This window comes from Pseudomonas sp. A125, assembly GCF_055409485.1.
In genome coordinates, this window is record NZ_JBUZVP010000033.1 from 41,336 (window position 1) to 58,395 (window position 17,060).

The 17,060-nt window shown below is 60.9% G+C and carries 13 protein-coding genes; 11 read left to right on the forward strand and 2 right to left on the reverse strand.

Annotated features, from left to right (window positions below):
* The first annotated feature begins 33 nt into the window (after positions 1 to 33).
* From ACZRN6_RS30850 to ACZRN6_RS30865, 4 genes are all read left to right on the forward strand, one after another.
* Positions 34 to 1,122 carry a sugar ABC transporter substrate-binding protein gene (locus tag ACZRN6_RS30850; RefSeq protein WP_322145147.1) on the forward strand — a complete coding sequence of 363 codons (1,089 nt, stop codon included), beginning with the start codon at positions 34 to 36 and terminating at the stop codon, positions 1,120 to 1,122.
* Positions 1,123 to 1,191: 69 nt separating this feature from the next.
* Positions 1,192 to 2,700 (forward strand): sugar ABC transporter ATP-binding protein, encoded by a 1,509-nt coding sequence (locus tag ACZRN6_RS30855; protein ID WP_464009612.1) that lies wholly within the window; start codon positions 1,192 to 1,194, stop codon positions 2,698 to 2,700.
* 26 nt (positions 2,701 to 2,726) lie between these two features.
* On the forward strand, positions 2,727 to 3,725 hold the full coding sequence (locus ACZRN6_RS30860; RefSeq protein ID WP_322145149.1) for an ABC transporter permease: 999 nt from the start codon (positions 2,727 to 2,729) through the stop codon (positions 3,723 to 3,725).
* A gap of 24 nt (positions 3,726 to 3,749) precedes the next feature.
* On the forward strand, positions 3,750 to 5,279 hold the full coding sequence (locus tag ACZRN6_RS30865) for an aldehyde dehydrogenase (NADP(+)) (protein WP_464009613.1): 1,530 nt from the start codon (positions 3,750 to 3,752) through the stop codon (positions 5,277 to 5,279).
* A gap of 165 nt (positions 5,280 to 5,444) precedes the next feature.
* Here the strand turns inward: ACZRN6_RS30865 and ACZRN6_RS30870 are convergent, their stop codons facing one another.
* A complete protein-coding gene (locus tag ACZRN6_RS30870; protein WP_322145151.1) occupies positions 5,445 to 6,371 on the reverse strand; it encodes a LysR family transcriptional regulator in 927 nt (308 codons plus the stop codon).
* A 190-nt stretch (positions 6,372 to 6,561) separates the two neighbouring features.
* Between ACZRN6_RS30870 and ACZRN6_RS30875 the strand changes: the two genes are divergently transcribed.
* The 7 genes from ACZRN6_RS30875 to ACZRN6_RS30905 are packed head-to-tail and all read left to right on the forward strand — an operon-like array spanning position 6,562 to position 16,077.
* Positions 6,562 to 8,208 (forward strand): DUF1302 domain-containing protein, encoded by a 1,647-nt coding sequence (locus tag ACZRN6_RS30875; RefSeq protein ID WP_464009614.1) that lies wholly within the window; start codon positions 6,562 to 6,564, stop codon positions 8,206 to 8,208.
* A gap of 38 nt (positions 8,209 to 8,246) precedes the next feature.
* Entirely contained in the window at positions 8,247 to 9,596 is a 1,350-nt protein-coding gene (locus ACZRN6_RS30880; RefSeq protein WP_464009615.1) for a DUF1329 domain-containing protein, read from the forward strand.
* Positions 9,596 to 10,639, forward strand: coding sequence for a WD40/YVTN/BNR-like repeat-containing protein (locus ACZRN6_RS30885; RefSeq protein WP_464009616.1), 1,044 nt, complete (start codon positions 9,596 to 9,598; stop codon positions 10,637 to 10,639). The genes ACZRN6_RS30880 and ACZRN6_RS30885 overlap by 1 nt, the downstream gene beginning before the upstream one ends.
* Positions 10,636 to 13,050: an efflux RND transporter permease subunit gene (locus tag ACZRN6_RS30890; RefSeq protein ID WP_464009617.1), complete on the forward strand. Its 2,415-nt coding sequence runs from the start codon at positions 10,636 to 10,638 to the stop codon at positions 13,048 to 13,050. Before ACZRN6_RS30885 ends, ACZRN6_RS30890 begins: the two co-directional genes overlap by 4 nt.
* The gene (locus tag ACZRN6_RS30895) at positions 13,047 to 14,276 is read left to right on the forward strand and encodes an MFS transporter (RefSeq protein ID WP_464009618.1); all 1,230 of its coding nucleotides are present in this window, start codon (positions 13,047 to 13,049) and stop codon (positions 14,274 to 14,276) included. Before ACZRN6_RS30890 ends, ACZRN6_RS30895 begins: the two co-directional genes overlap by 4 nt.
* Before the next feature lie 35 nt (positions 14,277 to 14,311).
* The gene (locus ACZRN6_RS30900; protein ID WP_464009619.1) at positions 14,312 to 15,289 is read left to right on the forward strand and encodes a fumarylacetoacetate hydrolase family protein; all 978 of its coding nucleotides are present in this window, start codon (positions 14,312 to 14,314) and stop codon (positions 15,287 to 15,289) included.
* Complete coding sequence (locus ACZRN6_RS30905) at positions 15,286 to 16,077, forward strand: cyclase family protein (protein ID WP_322145158.1); 792 nt, start codon at positions 15,286 to 15,288, stop codon at positions 16,075 to 16,077. Before ACZRN6_RS30900 ends, ACZRN6_RS30905 begins: the two co-directional genes overlap by 4 nt.
* A 24-nt stretch (positions 16,078 to 16,101) precedes the next feature.
* On the opposite strand, the gene ACZRN6_RS30910 is transcribed toward ACZRN6_RS30905, so the two are convergent.
* Positions 16,102 to 17,031: a LysR family transcriptional regulator gene (locus ACZRN6_RS30910; RefSeq protein ID WP_464009620.1), complete on the reverse strand. Its 930-nt coding sequence runs from the start codon at positions 17,029 to 17,031 to the stop codon at positions 16,102 to 16,104.
* Positions 17,032 to 17,060 lie beyond the last annotated feature (29 nt).

A 17,060-nucleotide genomic window follows, 5' to 3' on the forward strand; every position in this document is an offset into this window, starting at 1 on the left:
TTAAACCTACAATAATAAGTCGGAGATACTTCCATGAAAAAAGTCGATCTATCAAACGTAAGCCGCCGTAACGTGCTGGCTGGCGGTGTAGTCCTTGGGTTGGGCGCGATGCTTGGGCGCAGCGCCTTTGCAGCGACGCCACTGTCGATTGCCTACTCCAACAAGAGTTTGGACTACTACTTCTTCGTGATCCAGGAGGAGTCAGTCAAGCGAGCCGTGCAGGCACTTTCCGGAAAATTCCAGGCGACCAACGCCAGCTTCGACACCACCACCCAGCTGGGGCAGTGGCAGAGCCTGATGCTGTCCCAGCCGACGGCGATCATCAGTGACCCCATCGACAGCCAGGCGATTGTTTCGGCGATCAAGCGCTACAACCAACGCAAGATTCCGGTGGGCATCATTGATACCCCGGCCGACGGCGGCGATGTGGCGATCACCGTCAGCTTCGATAACTTCAAGGGTGGCGTGATGGCCGCCGAAGAAATCGTCAAGCGCCTGGTGGACAAATACGGCAGCCCCAAAGGCACGGTTCTCAACTGTTTCGGCGCCCTGGCGTCGGTGGCCTGGCGCCTGCGCAAGGAAGGTATGGACTCGGTATTTGCCAAGTACCCAGAGATCAAATACCTGGCCCGGCCGACCGAAGGCCAGTTGGACAAAATGCAATCGGTAACGCTGTCCACCCTCTCGGAATTCCCCGACCTGGACGCGGTGCATGCCCCTTCGGACTCACCTTCGCGCGGTATCGTCGCGGCCCTGAAACAGAAAGACCGCTGGAAGAAAATCGGTGAAAAAGGCCATGTCATTTTCATCAACATCGATGGCGAGCCGGCAGCCCTTGAGTGGATCAAGGACCGCTACATGGACGGGTGCGTGTCCCAGGACCCAGTGGCTTACGGCCAGATTGCCGTCGAGATGATCACCAAGCACGCGCTCAAGGGCGAGGCCGTTCCCCTGGGCACCTACCAGAACAAGGATTACTTCTGGGAGACCGGTGAAATTGTGCAGAGCAAGACCGGTCCTGCGCTGATTATTCCGGCGTTCCTGATCACCCCGGAAAACGCCGACGACAAACGCCACTGGGGCTACGTCGCCGAGAAAGTGTGGGGTGTGTCCTCCAAGTGATGGGCTGTCGTTGCAGAGTGAACCTCTGCTGCGATGTTTCTGCGACATGGTGATGGTGAGAACAATAAAATGACCTTACACCCAACGCCCGCCGACACGATTCTTGCGATCGATAACGTCGCCAAAAGCTATGGCCCGGTGCACGCCTTGCGGGGGGTGTCCACGCAGATTCGTCGCGGCTCGATCCATGGGCTGCTGGGCGAAAACGGCGCGGGCAAGTCCACGCTGGTCGGGATCATCTCGGGCCAGGTCATCCCAACCTCCGGGCAGATCCTGCTGGATGGGCGTGTGCTCAAACAGGTGGACGTCAAGGCGATGGAGCAGGCCGGGGTGTTTCTGGTGACCCAGGAGCCGATGATCATCGGCAACCTGACGGCGGCAGAAAACCTGATGCTGGGCATCTGGCCGACCCGTAACGGGCTGATCGACTGGAAACAGTTGGGGGCCGATGCGGCGCGGATGCTCGATGGTTCGGGCATCGACCCCCGGTCCCTGGCCGGCAGCCTCGACGCGGTGGCGCGGCGCAAGCTGAACATCCTGCGGGCGATGTTTTCCGGGGGCAAGGTCATCATTCTCGACGAACCAACGGCGTCGTTGACGGTGGTCGACCGGCGACAGCTGTTCGAATTCATGCTGCGCCTGAAAAGCGAAGGCGTGACCTTCATCTTCATTTCCCACTACAACGACGAAATTCTCGAGATCTGCGACGCGGTCACCGTGTTGCGTGACGGCAGCCTGGCCGGCACGCGCGATGACCTCACCGCGTTGACCTCCGAGCAGCTCACCGAATTGGTGATTGGCCACGGCGTGGCGTTGTTCCAGCGCAAGCGCCGTGACCATGACGGCAAGGCCCCGGCGGTTTCGTTGCGCGGTGTGCGGGGCAAATGCCTGGCGTTGGAACGCCTCGATATTGCCCCCGGCGAAGTGGTGGGGTTCACCGGCCTCCCGGGCGCGGGTGCCAAGGAAATGGCCCGTGCGATCTTCGGGCTGCACCCGTCGATGGGCACGCTTTCGATCAATGGCGAGGCCGTGCGGCCGTTGCCCAGGTCTCCCAGCGACGCCTTCGCGGCGGGCATCGCCTACCTCTCCGATGATCGGCGCAAGGACGGGGCGGTAGGGCAGATGTCGATCGGCAGCAATATCGCCATGTCCTCACTGGGCGCACGGACCCGGCTGGGTTTCATCGACACCCAGGCTGAAACCTCGGTGATCGATCACTATTTTACGGCGATGGGGGTCAAGTCGCCCAACCCGGATTACTCGGTCAACACCCTCAGCGGCGGCAACCAGCAGAAGGTCTGCCTGGGCCGGGTGCTTGCCACTCGGCCACGCTTGCTGATGGTCGACGAGCCGACCCGAGGCATCGACATGGGGGTGAAACAGGACGTGCTGCGCATCATCGACGCACTCAGCGATGCCGGCGTAGCGGTGATCATCGTCTCCAGCGACACCGATGAACTGGTACGCGCGGTGGACCGGGTGTGCATCTTCGACCAAGGCACGATCAAGGAAACATTGACGGGAGAGGACATCACCGTCGAGCGCATTCGCGCATCCGTACAAGGATCCAGCAGTTGAAAAAGAATAAGAGTGGAGACGCCGAAATGGAAACTATCGCCAGGCCTGTCAACCGGGTGTCGCCTGCCGCGACCAAAGTCAACGGCCCCGCTGTATTGGGCTGGGTTTTACACAATGTGGTGTGGATTTGGCTGATCGCGCTGGTGGCCCTGTTCGGTGCCTTCAACGAGTTCTTCTTCACCCTGTTCAACCTGCAGAACGTGATGGTGCAGGCCACGGTGCTGGGCACCCTGGGGTTAGCGGTAGCGTTGCCGCTGCTGGTGGCGGAAATCGACCTGTCGATCCCGGCCAATGCCGGATTTTCCTCGGCGGTGGGGGCACTGGCCTACTCCAGCTGGGGTTTGCCGTGGTACCTGGCCGTGGCCATCGGCCTGCTGGTGGGCACCTTGATCGGGTTCTTCAACGGGTTGTGCATTACTCGCCTGAAGATGGTCTCGCTGATTGAAACCCTGGCGATGATGATCATTTTGCAAGGTGCCTTGCTGGCCCTGACCCAGGGCACCACGTTGACCAACATGGCCGACGGTTATATCTGGATCGGCCAGGTGACGATTGATGGCTGGCCGCTGATGCCGGTGGTGTTTCTGCTGGCGCTGGTGGTGATGGGCGTCGTGCTGCGGCGCACGGTGCTGGGCCGTTCGATCTACGCGGTGGGCGGTAACCCGATTGCGTCGAACTCCGCCGGTATTCGCGTGGACCGGGTGAAGATCATCACTTACACCATTTCAGGCTTTTTGGCCGCGCTGGCAGGCTTTCTGCTGGCCTCCTGGCAGATGGCGATTACGTCGAGCCAAGGCTCCAGCTACCTGCTTTATGCCATTGCGGCGCCGATTATCGGCGGCGTCAGTGTGTTTGGCGGGCGCGGCAACGTGAAGGGGGTACTGGGCGGTGTGTTACTGCTGACGGTCATCCAGGTCGGCCTGGCCATTGTGAATGTGCCTTCGTTCTACGTCGGCATGATAGGTGGCGTGATGATTTTTATCGCGGTCGCCATCGACGCCATCCGCGTGCGTTATTTCGGTTAACTCAACCCATTTCAGGAAACGCCAATGTCTTTTACTGCGCACGGCAAGCACCTTATCGCGGGGCAGTGGGTCGCGACCGACACGACCTTTTCCAACGCGCCTACCCACGGCCCGGCCAGTGACTTTTCGGCCGGTAGCGTCGAACTGGTGAACCGGGCCTGTGAAGCGGCCGAGGAGGCTTTCTGGAGTTTTGGCTACTCGACGCGGGAAGCGCGGGCGACGTTTCTGAATACGATTGCCGATGAAATCGAGGCGCGCGCCGAGACGATCACCGCCATCGGTTCACTGGAAACCGGCTTGCCCGAGGCACGGCTCCAGGGCGAACGTGGGCGCACCGTAGGGCAACTTCGGCTGTTTGCCGCGCATATTCTGGCGGGCGATTACCTCGACCGCCGGCATGACGTGCCACTGCCGGATCGTCAGCCGCTGCCGCGTCCGGACATTCGATTGATGCAGCGTCCCCTCGGGCCTGTAGCGGTGTTTGGGGCGTCGAACTTCCCCCTTGCGTTCTCCACTGCGGGAGGTGACGTAGCCTCTGCGCTGGCCGCCGGTTGCCCGGTGGTGGTCAAGGGGCACGAGGCGCACCCGGGGACGAGTGAGATCGTGGCCGAAGCGATTCACGCTGCGATTGAAAAATGTGCGGTTCACCCAGGCGTGTTCAGCCTTGTCCACGGAGGCTCCCGGGCGGTGGGGCAGCGCCTGGTGCAGCATCCGCTGATCAAGGCGGTCGGCTTTACCGGTTCGCTTGCCGCAGGCCGGGCGCTGTTCGACCTGTGCGCCAAGCGCTTTGAGCCGATTGCGTTTTATGGTGAGTTGGGCTCGGTGAACCCGATGTTTCTGATGCCTCACGCCTTACGCGAACGTGGGTTGGAGATTGCCAGGGGCTGGGCCGGTTCGCTGACCCAGGGCGCCGGGCAGTTCTGCACCAACCCGGGGGTTGCCGTGCTGGTCGAGGGCGAGGAGGCCACTGCGTTTATCCGGGCGGTAGTACAGGCGCTGGGACCGGTGGGCGCGCAAGTCATGCTTACCGAGGGAATTGCCGCGGCCTATCGGGCCGGGCGTGATCGGCTGGCGGAGTCGGTCGGTGTGCGCGAGGTGCTGACCACCACCTGTGAGCTGCGCCAGGCAACGCCCTATCTGTTTGCCACAACGGGCCGCGAATGGCTGGCCAATGCCTCACTCGGGCACGAAGTGTTTGGCCCGCTTGGCCTGGTTGTGACCGTGGCGAATGTTGATGAGTTATTGCAGGTGGCGCGTTCGCTTGAGGGGCAACTGACCTGCACCCTCCATATGGATGCGGCCGATACCGATGAAGTCCGGCGCCTGCTGCCGATTCTGGAGCGCAAGGCTGGGCGCATCCTGGCCAATGGTTTCCCGACGGGGGTCGAGGTGAGCGAGGCGATGGTGCATGGCGGGCCGTATCCGGCGTCGACCAACTTTGGCGCCACATCAGTGGGCACCATGGCTATCCGCAGATTCCTGCGGCCGGTCAGCTATCAGAACATTCCGAGCACGTTATTACCTTTGGATTTGCGGTACTTGTCGGCGCCATAGCAAGCGTTGAGATTGGCGGCGGTAAACGAAGTTTTTTGGGGCTTGTGTCGTTCCGTCGCCACAAAGCTTTTGCCACGGTTTTTGCGATAGCCATAGATTCAACTGCTTTGCAGCCATTAAACCCGGCAATACCGGTGGTGGCCGTTCAGCGTCATTGAACTCAATTTAAGGTAAAGACGTGCGCAGCGTGTATTCCGTAGCTGACTCTTGAAGCATATTACGCATCCAACGATGGGCCGGGTCACTGTCGAGCACCTTGTTCCACAGGGTGAACTCGCGTAGCAGCGGCAGTTCAAACGGCGGCGTCAGTGCGCGCAATGACAAAAAGTCGCCGTACAGGGTCGCCAGGCTGCGGGGTATCACCGCCACCCGCTGAGTGCCCACCAACAGGTGAGGCACGGTGTTGAAGCTGCTGGTAGTCAGCTCCACACGACGGGCCTGGCCGTAGCCCTGCAGGATTTTTTCGCTGAAGCTTGGTTCGCGGGCGCTGCCGAAGTTGACCGCGATATGGCCCAGCTTCAAATACCCTTCCAGGCTCAGGTGCTCACCCACCTGGCTGTTTTGCGCCCAGACTACACACTGGTAGTCGTCCTCAAATAACAACTCCTTGGCATGCAGGTCGGACAAGTACTGGTCCGGCATGATCACAAAGTCCACTTCGCCCTGGGTAAGCATCTGGTTGTAGTGATCGGAGGCGTGTTGGATGTCCAGCGTGATGTACGGCGCGCGTTGCTGCAGGCGCTGCGCCAGCGGGCCGAGAATCACCGTGGTCACAAAGTCGGTGGCAATCAGCTTGAAGTGCCGCTTGCAGGTCAGCGGGTCGAATTCGGGCTTGTTGACGATGGTCGACTGAATGTCCAGCAACACCCGCCGCACCGGCTCGGCCAGGCCTTGGGCGAGTGGCGTCGGCAACATCTTGCGCCCCACCTGCACCAGCAACTCATCATCGAAATAATCGCGCAGGCGCCCGAGCAGGCCGCTGGCCGCCGACTGGCTGACGTTCAGGCGCGCGGCGGCGCGGGTGATGTTCTGCTCGGTAAGCAGCGTATCGAGCACCACCAGCAAGTTTAAATCCAGGTGATGAAAACGCATGGTCTTGCCTCTAGGTGAGCGTGGTGCGTTGTATCACTTTTTATGGATGGATGGCATCCCGATAATCGATTGTTCGGATTGTTTGACCGTCCCTATGATTGATCCAGAGCCTGCAGGAGCGCAGCTTCGCAACAGACCTTTCAAGACAAAAATAACAAGTCAGAGGTTGGTACAGATGAGACGGATACCTATGAGTAGCCGCCAAGCGGCGGCCCTGGCTACTGCGCTGGCCGCAGTTGGCTGCCTGCCTCACGCGGGCGCTTTTGAAATCGACACTGGTGACTCCGACCTGCGCCTGCGGTGGGACAACACCCTCAAGTACAACGCTGCCTGGCGTGTCAAAGACCGGGACAGCAAGCTCGTCAACACAGTCAACCAGGACGACAGTGACCGTAACTTCAACAAGGGCCTGATCTCCAACAGGCTGAATATCCTGTCTGAATTTGATGCGCGCTATAACAACTTCGGCGCCCGCGTGAGTGCGGCCGGTTGGTATGACAGCGTGTACGAAGGCGGCAACGATAACGACTCCCCGGCCACCGCCAATCAGCGCTCAGTGCGCTATGACCACTTCACGGACGACACCCGCAAGCTGCACGGCAGCAATGCCGAGATCCTCGATGCGTTTGTCTTCGGCAAGGGCAACGTCGGCGAGCTGCCCACCAGCTTCCGCCTGGGCCGGCACACCGTGTTGTGGGGCGAAAGCCTGTTTTTCGGGGCCAATGGCATTGCGGGTGGGCAGGCCCCGGTGGACATCATCAAGGCCACCTCGGTGCCCAATACGCCGTTCAAGGAACTGATTCGCCCGGTCAATCAATTCTCCGGGCAGGTCCAGTTGCGGCCGAACGTCTCGGTGGCGGCGTACTACCAGTTTGCGTGGGAAGAGAACCGCATCCCCGCGGTAGGCAGTTATTTTTCCACCTCGGATGTGGTGGGCGAGGGCGGTGAACGCTTGATCGTGGGTGGCCCGATCGGCCCCAACCAACAACCGCTGGCGTTCTTCCACGGCAAGGACATCAAGGCGGACGACAAGGGCCAGTACGGTCTGTCGCTGCGGTTTTCGCCTGAAGACTGGAACACCGATTTTGGCCTCTATGCGATCCGCTACCACGCCAAGGACCCGATGGTTTATACCCGCGCCAATCCGGGCGGCCCCAACCCGTTGACCGGTCAACTGGGCGAATACCAATTGGTGTACGCCGAAGGGATTCGCGCATTTGGCGCCAGCTTCAGCACCTCGGTGGGCGATGCCAACGTTGCCGGTGAAGTCTCGGTACGGCGCAATACGCCGCTGGTGAGCGTGTCCCAGGCTAACCCGACGGGCCTGGGAGACAACGACAGCCATGCCTTGTACGCCGTGGGCAACTCGCTGCATGCCCAGCTCTCCAGCCTCTACTCGTTCAACAGCAACGGCATTTGGGATTCCGCCAGCCTGGCGGGTGAAGTGGCCTGGCACCGGCGTACCAGCATCACCAAAAACGCTGCCGCGCTCGACCCCAACAGCGAGCGCGATGCCTGGGGACTGCGCATGAGCTTCACCCCCAACTTCTTCCAGGTGTACCCCGGCGTCGACCTGAGTGTGCCGCTGGGGCTGGGCTACAACCCGAAAGGGCGCTCGTCGGTGATCAGCAAATTCAACAACGGCGTGGGCGACAAAGGCGGCGATCTGAGCATCGGCCTGCAGCTTGAATACCTGCAAACCTGGAAGGCCGGCCTCAACTACACGCACTACATCGGCGGCAGCGACAACTTCCTCGATAGCCACAACGCCAACACCTATGGGCAACCGCTCAAGGACCGCGACTTTATCGCCTTCACCGTCCAGCGATCATTTTGACCGTGGCTGCACAACAACAATAAATAGAGGTGCGTTTCATGAAATTCCAACCGTTGATGCTTGCAGGTCTGTTGGTGGCTGTTGCGCCCGCAGGCTGGGCTGCAACTGATGCCCAGGCCCAGCAACTCAAGTCCACGCTGACGCCGTTGGGCGCCGAGCGCGCCGGTAACGCCGATGGCAGTATTCCCGCATGGGACAAGGGTTTTGCCCAGGTTCCGGCTGGCATCAACCCGGGCCCGCGCCTGCCGGACTACTTTGCCAGTGACAAGCCGCTGTACTCGGTCACCCCGCAAAACGTGGCGCAGTACGCCGACAAACTCAGCGACGGGCAAAAAGCGTTGTTCGCCAAATACCCGACCTACCGCATCGACGTGTACCCGAGCCGGCGCACCGCCGCCGCGCCGCAATGGGTCTACGACAACACCCTGAAAAACGCCACGGCCGCGCACCTCACCCATGAGGGCAACACGCTGGAAGGCGCCAGTGGCGGCATACCGTTCCCGATTCCGACCACCGGCGCCGAAGTGATCTGGAACCATCACCTGAGCTGGCGCGGCGTGGCCTGGAGGAACGACTACAACGTGTACGTGATCACCGCCAGCGGCCAGCGCATTCTGTCAGCCACAGTACAGGCGCAGCGCGAGATGCCGTATTACTTCCAGGACGGTAAACCCGAATACAAAGGGGTGTACTGGATGACACGCCTGGTCAACCTCGGCCCGCCGCAACGTGCCGGTGAAGCCTTGCTGGGCCGTGAACCGCTGGATTACGCCAACGGCGGGCCGCAATCCTGGGTCTACCTGGCCGGTCAGCGTCGTGTGCGCAAGCTGCCGGTGTCGTCTTACGACACGCCCACGCCCACCAGTTCCGGCGTGGCCAACTTCGACGAGGTCTCGGTGTTCACCGGCCCGCTCGACCGCTATGACTGGAAGATAGTCGGCAAGCAGGAAATGCTGATTCCCTACAACAGCAACAAGATCCTGCCACCGGCCAAAGACGACGCGATCCTCGGCGAACGCTTCCTCAACCCCGACCACATGCGCTGGGAACTGCATCGCGTGTGGGTGATTGAAGGCAACCTGGTCGCCGGCAAACGCCACAGCATGCCCAAGCGCCGCTTCTACGTAGACGAAGACACCTGGATGGCCGTACTCGGCGACAGCTGGGATGCCAACCACCAACTGTGGCGCACCTACTTTCAACTGCCGTACCTGATGCCGCAATTGCCGGGGTTGGTGCGTGGTTTGTACGGCCAGTACGACCTGCAGACCGGTGCGTGGATGGCTCACAACGTGGTCACCGAAAAACGCGTGCACAACGACGTCGTCGCACCGTTCCCCGACAGTGATTTCAGCCCGGACGGCCTGGCTGCCGATGGTGTGCGTTGATGCCTGGTTATCCGTTCTGGCTGGCGCTGGGAATGCTCGGTGTGAGCCTGGCAACCCAGGCCGCTGATGCGCCGGTCAGCGATGTTTTGCTGCGCCCGGCGCTCAAGGTCAGCGCGCCGGAACGAGCGGTGCTGATCGACATCACCCGCGCCGGCAACCGCCTGGTGGCCGTCGGCGAGCGAGGGCTGATTCTGCTCTCGGACGACAACGGCCAACATTGGCGCCAAGCCTCGGTACCTGCCAGCGTGAGCCTCACGTCGGTGAGCTTTGCGACGGCCTTGCAAGGCTGGGCAGCCGGGCATGCGGGCGTGGTACTGCACACCGTCGATGCCGGTGAGCACTGGACGCTTCAGCTGGACGGCAAACTCGCCGCGCAACAAGTGCTTGATGCGGTGCCGGCGGGCAATCAGCTGCAGCTCAAAGTTGCTCAAGGGTTCGTCGCCGACGGCGCCGACAAACCCTGGCTGGCAGTCAACTTCAGCAACGAGCTCGAAGGCACCGTGGTGGGCGCTTTCGGCCTGATCCTGCACACCACGGACGGCGGTGCCACCTGGCACTCCTGGGTCGACCGCCTGCCCAATCCGGCAGGCAATCACCTGTACGCAATCGCTGCCCGGGGCTCGCGCATCTACATCGCCGGCGAGCAGGGCAGCCTGTGGACATCGGCGGACGGCGGCGCAAATTTCACTCGCTTGAGCCTCCCCTATGACGGCAGTTTTTTTGCCATCGACCTGGCTCCGGGCGGCGAGGTTTTAGTTGCCGGCTTGAAGGGCAACGTTTGGCGCAGCAGCGATCAAGGCGAGCACTGGCAAGCCGTGAGCAATCCGTTCAACAGCAGTGTGATGGCCGCGCGGTCGCTGGGCGGCGTGGGCGTGCTGCTCGCCGACCAAAGCGGCCATTTGCTGCTCTGCACGCCGGGCGCTGCGTTGCGTGAGCAAGGGAAGTCGAGCGCCGTGGCGTCATTTACCCAGGCGGCAGACGGCCAATGGATCACGGTAGGCGCTCGGGGCATCCAGCGCGTGGAACAGGTGAAAGCGCAATGACTGATCTGAGTAATCCCGCGCTACAGAATCTCAAGGCATTCGACCGTCGTTCCGGTTCGCTGGTCGAGCGCGCGCTGTTCAACCATCGCGGGCTAGTGCTGTGGCTGTGCCTGCTGCTGACCCTCGGCCTGGGCGCCGCGGGCACGCGCCTGGGGCTCAACGCCAGCTTCGAAAAAATGATCCCCACCGGGCACCCCTACATTGCCAACTACCTGGCCAACCGACAGGAACTCACTGGCCTGGGCAACGCCGTGCGCATCGCCGTCGAAGCGCCGGGCGGTTCGATCTACGACACGCACTACCTGGAGTTGCTGGCGCGTCTCAACGACAAAGTGTTCCTGTTACCGGGTGTCGACCGGCCCTTCATGAAGTCGCTGTGGACCCCCAACATGCGCTGGATGGCCGTGACCGAAGAGGGCGTGGAGGGCGGTCGGGTGATCCCCGACGACTACGACGGCTCGCCCGACAGCCTGGAAACCGTACGCCTGAACGCCGCGCGCTCGGGTGAGATCGGCCAGACCATCGCGCTCGACGGCCACTCCAGCCTGATCTTTGTGCCCTTGATGGACATCGACACGCAAACCAGCAAGCCGCTGGACTACAGCGCCTTGTCGCAACAATTGGAACAACTGCGCAGCGAGTTCCAGGCCCAGGGGCTGACCCTGCACATCACCGGTTTCGTCAAAGTGGTGGGCGACCTGATCGAGGGCTTGCGCCAGGTGCTGCTGTTTTTTGCCGCAGCGATCGTGATCGCCACTCTCATGCTCTACGTGTTCACCCGATGCCTGCGCAGCACCTTGCTGGTGATGGCCTGTTCGTTGGTTGCCGTGGTGTGGCAACTGGGCTTGGTGGCGTTACTCGGGTTTGAGCTTGACCCGTATTCGGTGCTGGTGCCGTTTCTGGTGTTGGCCATCGGTATGAGCCACGGCGCGCAGAAAATGAACGGCATCATGCAAGACATCGGGCGCGGCATGCACCGCCAGGTAGCGGTGCGTTTTACCTTTCGGCGGCTGTTCCTCGCCGGCCTCACCGCGTTGTTGTGCGATGCGGTGGGCTTCGGCGTGTTGATGCTGATCGATATCAAGGTCATTCAAGACCTGGCGTTGATCGCCAGCATCGGCGTCGCGGTACTGGTGTTTACCAACCTCATCCTGCTGCCGATTCTACTCAGCTATTGCGGGGTCAGCGCCCGCGCTGCAACCCGCAGCCTGCGCAGTGAAGAGGCCGCCCGGCACGGGCAAAAGCATACGCTGTGGGCGTTTCTGGATCGCTTCACGCAGCGCCGTTGGGCGACGGTCACATTGATCGTCAGCGCATTGCTCGGCGGTGGTGGCTGGTGGATCAGCCAGCAACTGCAAGTCGGCGACCTCGACGCCGGCGCGCCGGAGCTGCGTGCCGACTCACGCTACAACCGCGACAACGGGTTTATGGTGGCGCACTACGGCGCCAGCAGCGATGTATTCGCGGTGATCGTGCGTACGCCCGAGAGCACCTGCTCCGACTACACCACCCTGATGCGCGTGGATGCGCTGGAGTGGCGCCTACGTCAACTGCCGGGCGTGGAGGCCACTGCCTCGCTGGCCAGCCTCAACCGCAGCCTGCTGGTGGGCATGAGCGAAGGCAACCCGAAGTGGTACGACCTGACGCAGAACCAGGCGCTGCTCAATTCGATCACCGAGCGGGCGCCGCGCGAGCTGTTCAATCAGAGCTGCAACACCCTCACGCTCTACGCCTACCTACGCGACCACAAGGCGGTGACGCTCACGCGTCTGGTGGACGAAGTGCAAGCGTTCGCCCAGGCCAACGACACTCAGGATGTGAAGTTTTTGCTGGCCGCCGGCAATGCCGGAATCGAGGCCGCGACCAACATCGTCGTCAAGCAGGCCAACCACGACATGCTCTATTGGGTGTACGGCGCGGTGATCGTGCTGTGCCTGCTGACTTTCCGTTCGGTGGCGGCGGTGGTCTGCGTGATTCTTCCGCTGATGCTCACCTCTATTTTGTGCGAAGTGCTGATGGTGTGGCTGGGCATCGGCGTCAAGGTCGCGACCCTGCCGGTGATTGCGCTGGGCGTAGGCATCGGCGTGGATTACGCGCTGTATGTAATGAGCATAGTGCTGGCGCGACGCAAGGCCGGGGACAGCCTGTCCCAGGCGTATTACCAGGCGCTGCTGTTTACGGGCAAAGTGGTGATGCTGACCGGCGTGACCCTGGCAGTCGGCGTCGCCACCTGGGCGTTTTCGCCGATCAAGTTCCAGGCCGACATGGGCATTCTGCTGGCGTTCATGTTTGTGCTGAACATGGTGGGCGCGCTGGTGCTGCTGCCGGCCCTGGCGCACTTCCTGCTACCCGCGCGGGCAGCGGTTGTCTCTTCTGAACACTCGATAACAACAACAGGAAAAGCCTCATGAGTCAGTTCTCGCAAGCCGCTCCCGTGCCGCGTCGGCGCGGTTCTGGCGCATTGTTGTTGCTGGGCAGTTGCCTGCCGGTGCTGGGCGGCGTGTTGATTGCACCGGTGTTGCCACGTATCGCCGACCACTTCGCCGGCACGGCCAATGTCGGGCTGCTGGTGCCCATCGTGCTGACATTGCCGGCGCTGATGATCGCGCTGTTTTCGCCGTTCGCCGGCTGGCTCTCCGACCGCATCGGGCGCAAGCGCCTTTTGGTCTTGGCGATGCTGTTGTATGGCATCTGCGGGCCGCTGCCGTTGTTACTGGATGACCTCAACGTGATCCTGCTCAGTCGTGCCGGGTTGGGGCTTGCGGAGGCGGCGATCATGACCTGCTGCACGGCGCTGATCGGTGACTACTACGAGGGCCGCAAGCGCATGCAATTGCTCTCCTGGCAGACCATCGTCACGTCGCTCTCGGCCACCGCGTTTTTCATGCTCGGCGGGCTTATCGGCGAGCACGGCTGGCGCGTGCCGTTTGCGCTGTACATCGTTGGCCTGGTGTTTGCGCCGCTGATGCATCTGGCCTTGAGCGAACCTCTGCGCCGCGCCAGTGCGGTGGTTCAAGCGCAACAGACCAGTGAGTTTCCGCTGCGTTCGCTCTCGGTGATTTGTGGCATGACGATCCTCGTCGCGCTGGGCTTTTTTATCGTGCCGGTACAAACCGGTTTCCTGTTGGAACACATTGGCATCGACTCGCCGCAACGCATCGGCATGGCGATCGGCCTGGGTCATTCGGCAGTGTTTCTCGGCGCGCTGCTGTTCCGCCGCTTGAGTCGCTTCGGGCCGGGTTTGCTGCTTGCGCTGGGGTTTCTGATCTCCGGCGCTGGCATCCTGATGCTGGCCAATGCGGTGGATTACCGCACGGCCATCATCGCGGTGATGGTCAACGGATTAGGCGGGGGCCTGGCGTTACCTACGGTGCTGAGTTGGGCGCTGTCGACCTTGAGCATCGAGCACCGAGGCAAGGGTACAGGCCTGTTCAACGCGGGTTTTTTCGGCGGTCAGTTTGCCAGCCCGTTATTGGTGATGGCGCTGTCTGGCGCGGCGGATGGTCGAGTTGGCGCGGTAGCGCTGCTGGGCTGGGGGCTGTTGCTGGCGGCGTTGGTGTCGCTGATTGCTCCGGCCATTGCAGGCAGGCGCCTACTAGACCCGATTCAGGTCGCCGATGACTTGGTGCTGCATTGATGCAACCGCTGTTTGCCCATTAGAAGGAGGCTATGATGAAACTCGCTACGTTAAAAAACGGTCGGCGCGACGGCCAGTTGGTAGTGGTCGCCCAGGACTTGCGCCACGCCGTGATCGCGCAACGCTTTGCAACTTTACAACAGGCTCTGGAAAACTGGGCTCTGGCCGAACCGGTGTTGAGACAGCAGTATCAAGCACTCAATCAGGGCAACGCGCCCGAGGCGTTTGCCTTTGATCCAGCTTTCGCCGCTGCACCGCTGCCGCGCGCCTACCAATGGTGTGACGGTTCGGCATTTCTCAATCACGCGCACCTGTTGCAAAAAGCCTTCGATCTGGCGCCGATCAAAGACCAACGCATCCCGCTGATGTACCAAGGCGCCAGCGATGACTTCCTCGGGCCTTGCGACGATGTGCGGTTGCCGGACGTAAACCACAACATTGATTTTGAGGGCGAATTCGCGGTGATCGTCGACGAGGTGCCAATGGGCTGCCCCGTCGACCAGGCGCTGCAATACGTACGGCTTGTGCTGCTGGTCAACGACGTGAGCCTGCGCGGGTTTCTGCTGCATGAAGTAAGCACCGGTTTCGGCTTTTTGCAGGCCAAGCCCTCATCGAGTTTTTCGCCGGTGGCTGTCACTCCGCATGCGCTCGGCAATGCCTGGCGCGACGGGCGGGTGTGCCTGCCATTGAGCGTGAGCTGGAACCAGACATGGTTCGGTTCGCCCAGCGGCGCGGAAATGAGCTTCAGCTTTGCCGACCTGATCGCACACGCCGCGCGCACTCGGCGCCTGCGGGCCGGGACCATTATCGGGTCGGGCACCGTGTCCAATGTCGACCGCACCGTGGGCTCGGCGTGCATCAGCGAGCGCCGCGCCATCGAGATGATCGAGCAGGGCAAACCGTTGACGGGGTTCATGAGTTTTGGCGACCGGATTCGCATCGAGGCGCTGGACGCAGAGGGCCAGTCGGTGTTCGGTGCGATCGACCAACGCGTAGTGGAGGCCTTGTCATGAGCACACGTAATCGTCGCCTGGTGGACCTGTCCGTCGCCCTCGAAAACAATCCTTACACCGATCCGCCACCGTTGCTGCCGAAGATCGATTACATGGACCACCAGGCCGGTATCGATGAGCTGTTGGCGATGTTCCCCGGGTTGAACATCAAAGACATGCCTGGCCAGGAAGCCTGGGCGGCCGAACGCCTGAACATAACCACCCATAGCGGCACGCACATGGACGCACCATGGCACTATGCTTCCACCACCGATGGTGGCAAGCCGGCCTATGGCATTGACGAACTGCCGTTGGATTGGTGTTTGCGACCCGGAGTTAAGCTTGATTTTCGGTATTTACCTGATGGGCATGTAGTGACCGCTGCAGAGATCGAAACTGAGCTCAAGCGCATTGAATATGTGCTGCAACCGCTGGACATCGTGCTGGTGAATACCCGTGCCGGCGCGTTGTTTGGGCAGCCGGGCTACCTCGATGCCGGCGTGGGTATCGGCCGCGAGGCTACGCTCTATCTGCTGGAGCGCGGGGTACGCGTAGTGGGAACTGACGCATGGAGTTGGGACGCACCGTTCAGCTATACCCGTGCGCGTTTTGCTGCCACTGGAGATAGTTCTCTTATCTGGGAAGGTCACAAGGCTGGGCGCGACATTGGCTACGGGCAGATGGAAAAACTGGCCAATCTCGACTTACTTCCTGCTCATGGTTTCGAGGTGTCGTGTTTCCCCTATAAAATCAAACACGCCTCGGCAGGTTTTGTTCGGGCGGTTGCGATCTTTGAGGATTGTCTGTGAGGGCGGTGACTCAACAGTAGCTCTTCAGTCATAAATTCCGAGCCTAGACAATGAATCAACATCCAGGGTGTCGAGCGCTTCAATTGAGCAGAGCAGGGCGTCGATGAAAGCCCGTACTTTGGTCGAGAGACTGTGGTGATCCGCATAGACTGCATATACCTCTACACTCAGAGGCGGCTGATCAGAAAATAGACGAACCAGTTCGCCATGCGCAATGGTTGGCAGGGCTAAGTAGTCAGGGAGCAGCCCAATGCCGCCGCCGTGAATTAAAATTTTCTCAACAATATCGGTACCCGGAGTGCGAACGCGCCCTGGATTGTCTGTGGTTGACTTGCCGAATGCGCTATCGCCGGAGAGCCAAGATAATAATTTGTCAGGACGACCAATCAAGTCGTGATCGGACAAATCCTCAAGGGTTTGAGGCGTACCACGCTCGGCCAAATAACTAGGGCTCGCGCACGTCCAAAGTTCAGTTGAGCGGATACGACGTGCGACGAGCAGTGAGTCGGCCATCGCGCCTATGCGGATGGTGAGATCGAACTCTCCGGAAAGCATATTTATGCGTTCATCTGTTGCCACTATCTCTACCAGAATGGAGGGATATTGCTTCAGGAAAGATGGCAACATGGGCGCAATAATGCATCGGCTAAAGGAGCTAGGTGCATTAATCCGCAGCACACCACTCGGCACGCCCGCATGGGCAACCATTGTGCTCATCGCGACCTCAACGCTTTCAAGAATCTGCAAGGCTTGTGGATAAAGCAAATTCCCTGCGTCCGTCAGCCGAAGATGCCGTGTCGAACGCTCGACAAGTGCAGCACCTGCCATATTTTCAAGGCGCGCCATTGAGCGACTCACCGAAGACTTCGGTGCTCCCAGGGATTTAGCGGCGGCCGACACACTTTTTAAATCCGCTATGCGGATAAATGCACGTAGATCATTTATTTCGAACATAACCCAGCGTTCCAAATTTGGGACTGTTT

Bases quoted from the DNA above. Each gene is read 5' to 3' on its own strand.
- ACZRN6_RS30870 (WP_322145151.1), bottom strand. From the start codon at position 6,371: ATGCGTTTTCATCACCTGGATTTAAACTTGCTGGTGGTGCTCGATACG.
- ACZRN6_RS30885 (WP_464009616.1), top strand. From the start codon at position 9,596: ATGCCTGGTTATCCGTTCTGGCTGGCGCTGGGAATGCTCGGTGTGAGC.
- ACZRN6_RS30860 (WP_322145149.1), top strand. From the start codon at position 2,727: ATGGAAACTATCGCCAGGCCTGTCAACCGGGTGTCGCCTGCCGCGACC.
- ACZRN6_RS30890 (WP_464009617.1), top strand. From the start codon at position 10,636: ATGACTGATCTGAGTAATCCCGCGCTACAGAATCTCAAGGCATTCGAC.
- ACZRN6_RS30905 (WP_322145158.1), top strand. From the start codon at position 15,286: ATGAGCACACGTAATCGTCGCCTGGTGGACCTGTCCGTCGCCCTCGAA.
- ACZRN6_RS30900 (WP_464009619.1), top strand. From the start codon at position 14,312: ATGAAACTCGCTACGTTAAAAAACGGTCGGCGCGACGGCCAGTTGGTA.
- ACZRN6_RS30895 (WP_464009618.1), top strand. From the start codon at position 13,047: ATGAGTCAGTTCTCGCAAGCCGCTCCCGTGCCGCGTCGGCGCGGTTCT.
- ACZRN6_RS30910 (WP_464009620.1), bottom strand. From the start codon at position 17,031: ATGTTCGAAATAAATGATCTACGTGCATTTATCCGCATAGCGGATTTA.
- ACZRN6_RS30865 (WP_464009613.1), top strand. From the start codon at position 3,750: ATGTCTTTTACTGCGCACGGCAAGCACCTTATCGCGGGGCAGTGGGTC.
- ACZRN6_RS30875 (WP_464009614.1), top strand. From the start codon at position 6,562: ATGAGTAGCCGCCAAGCGGCGGCCCTGGCTACTGCGCTGGCCGCAGTT.
- ACZRN6_RS30850 (WP_322145147.1), top strand. From the start codon at position 34: ATGAAAAAAGTCGATCTATCAAACGTAAGCCGCCGTAACGTGCTGGCT.
- ACZRN6_RS30855 (WP_464009612.1), top strand. From the start codon at position 1,192: ATGACCTTACACCCAACGCCCGCCGACACGATTCTTGCGATCGATAAC.
- ACZRN6_RS30880 (WP_464009615.1), top strand. From the start codon at position 8,247: ATGAAATTCCAACCGTTGATGCTTGCAGGTCTGTTGGTGGCTGTTGCG.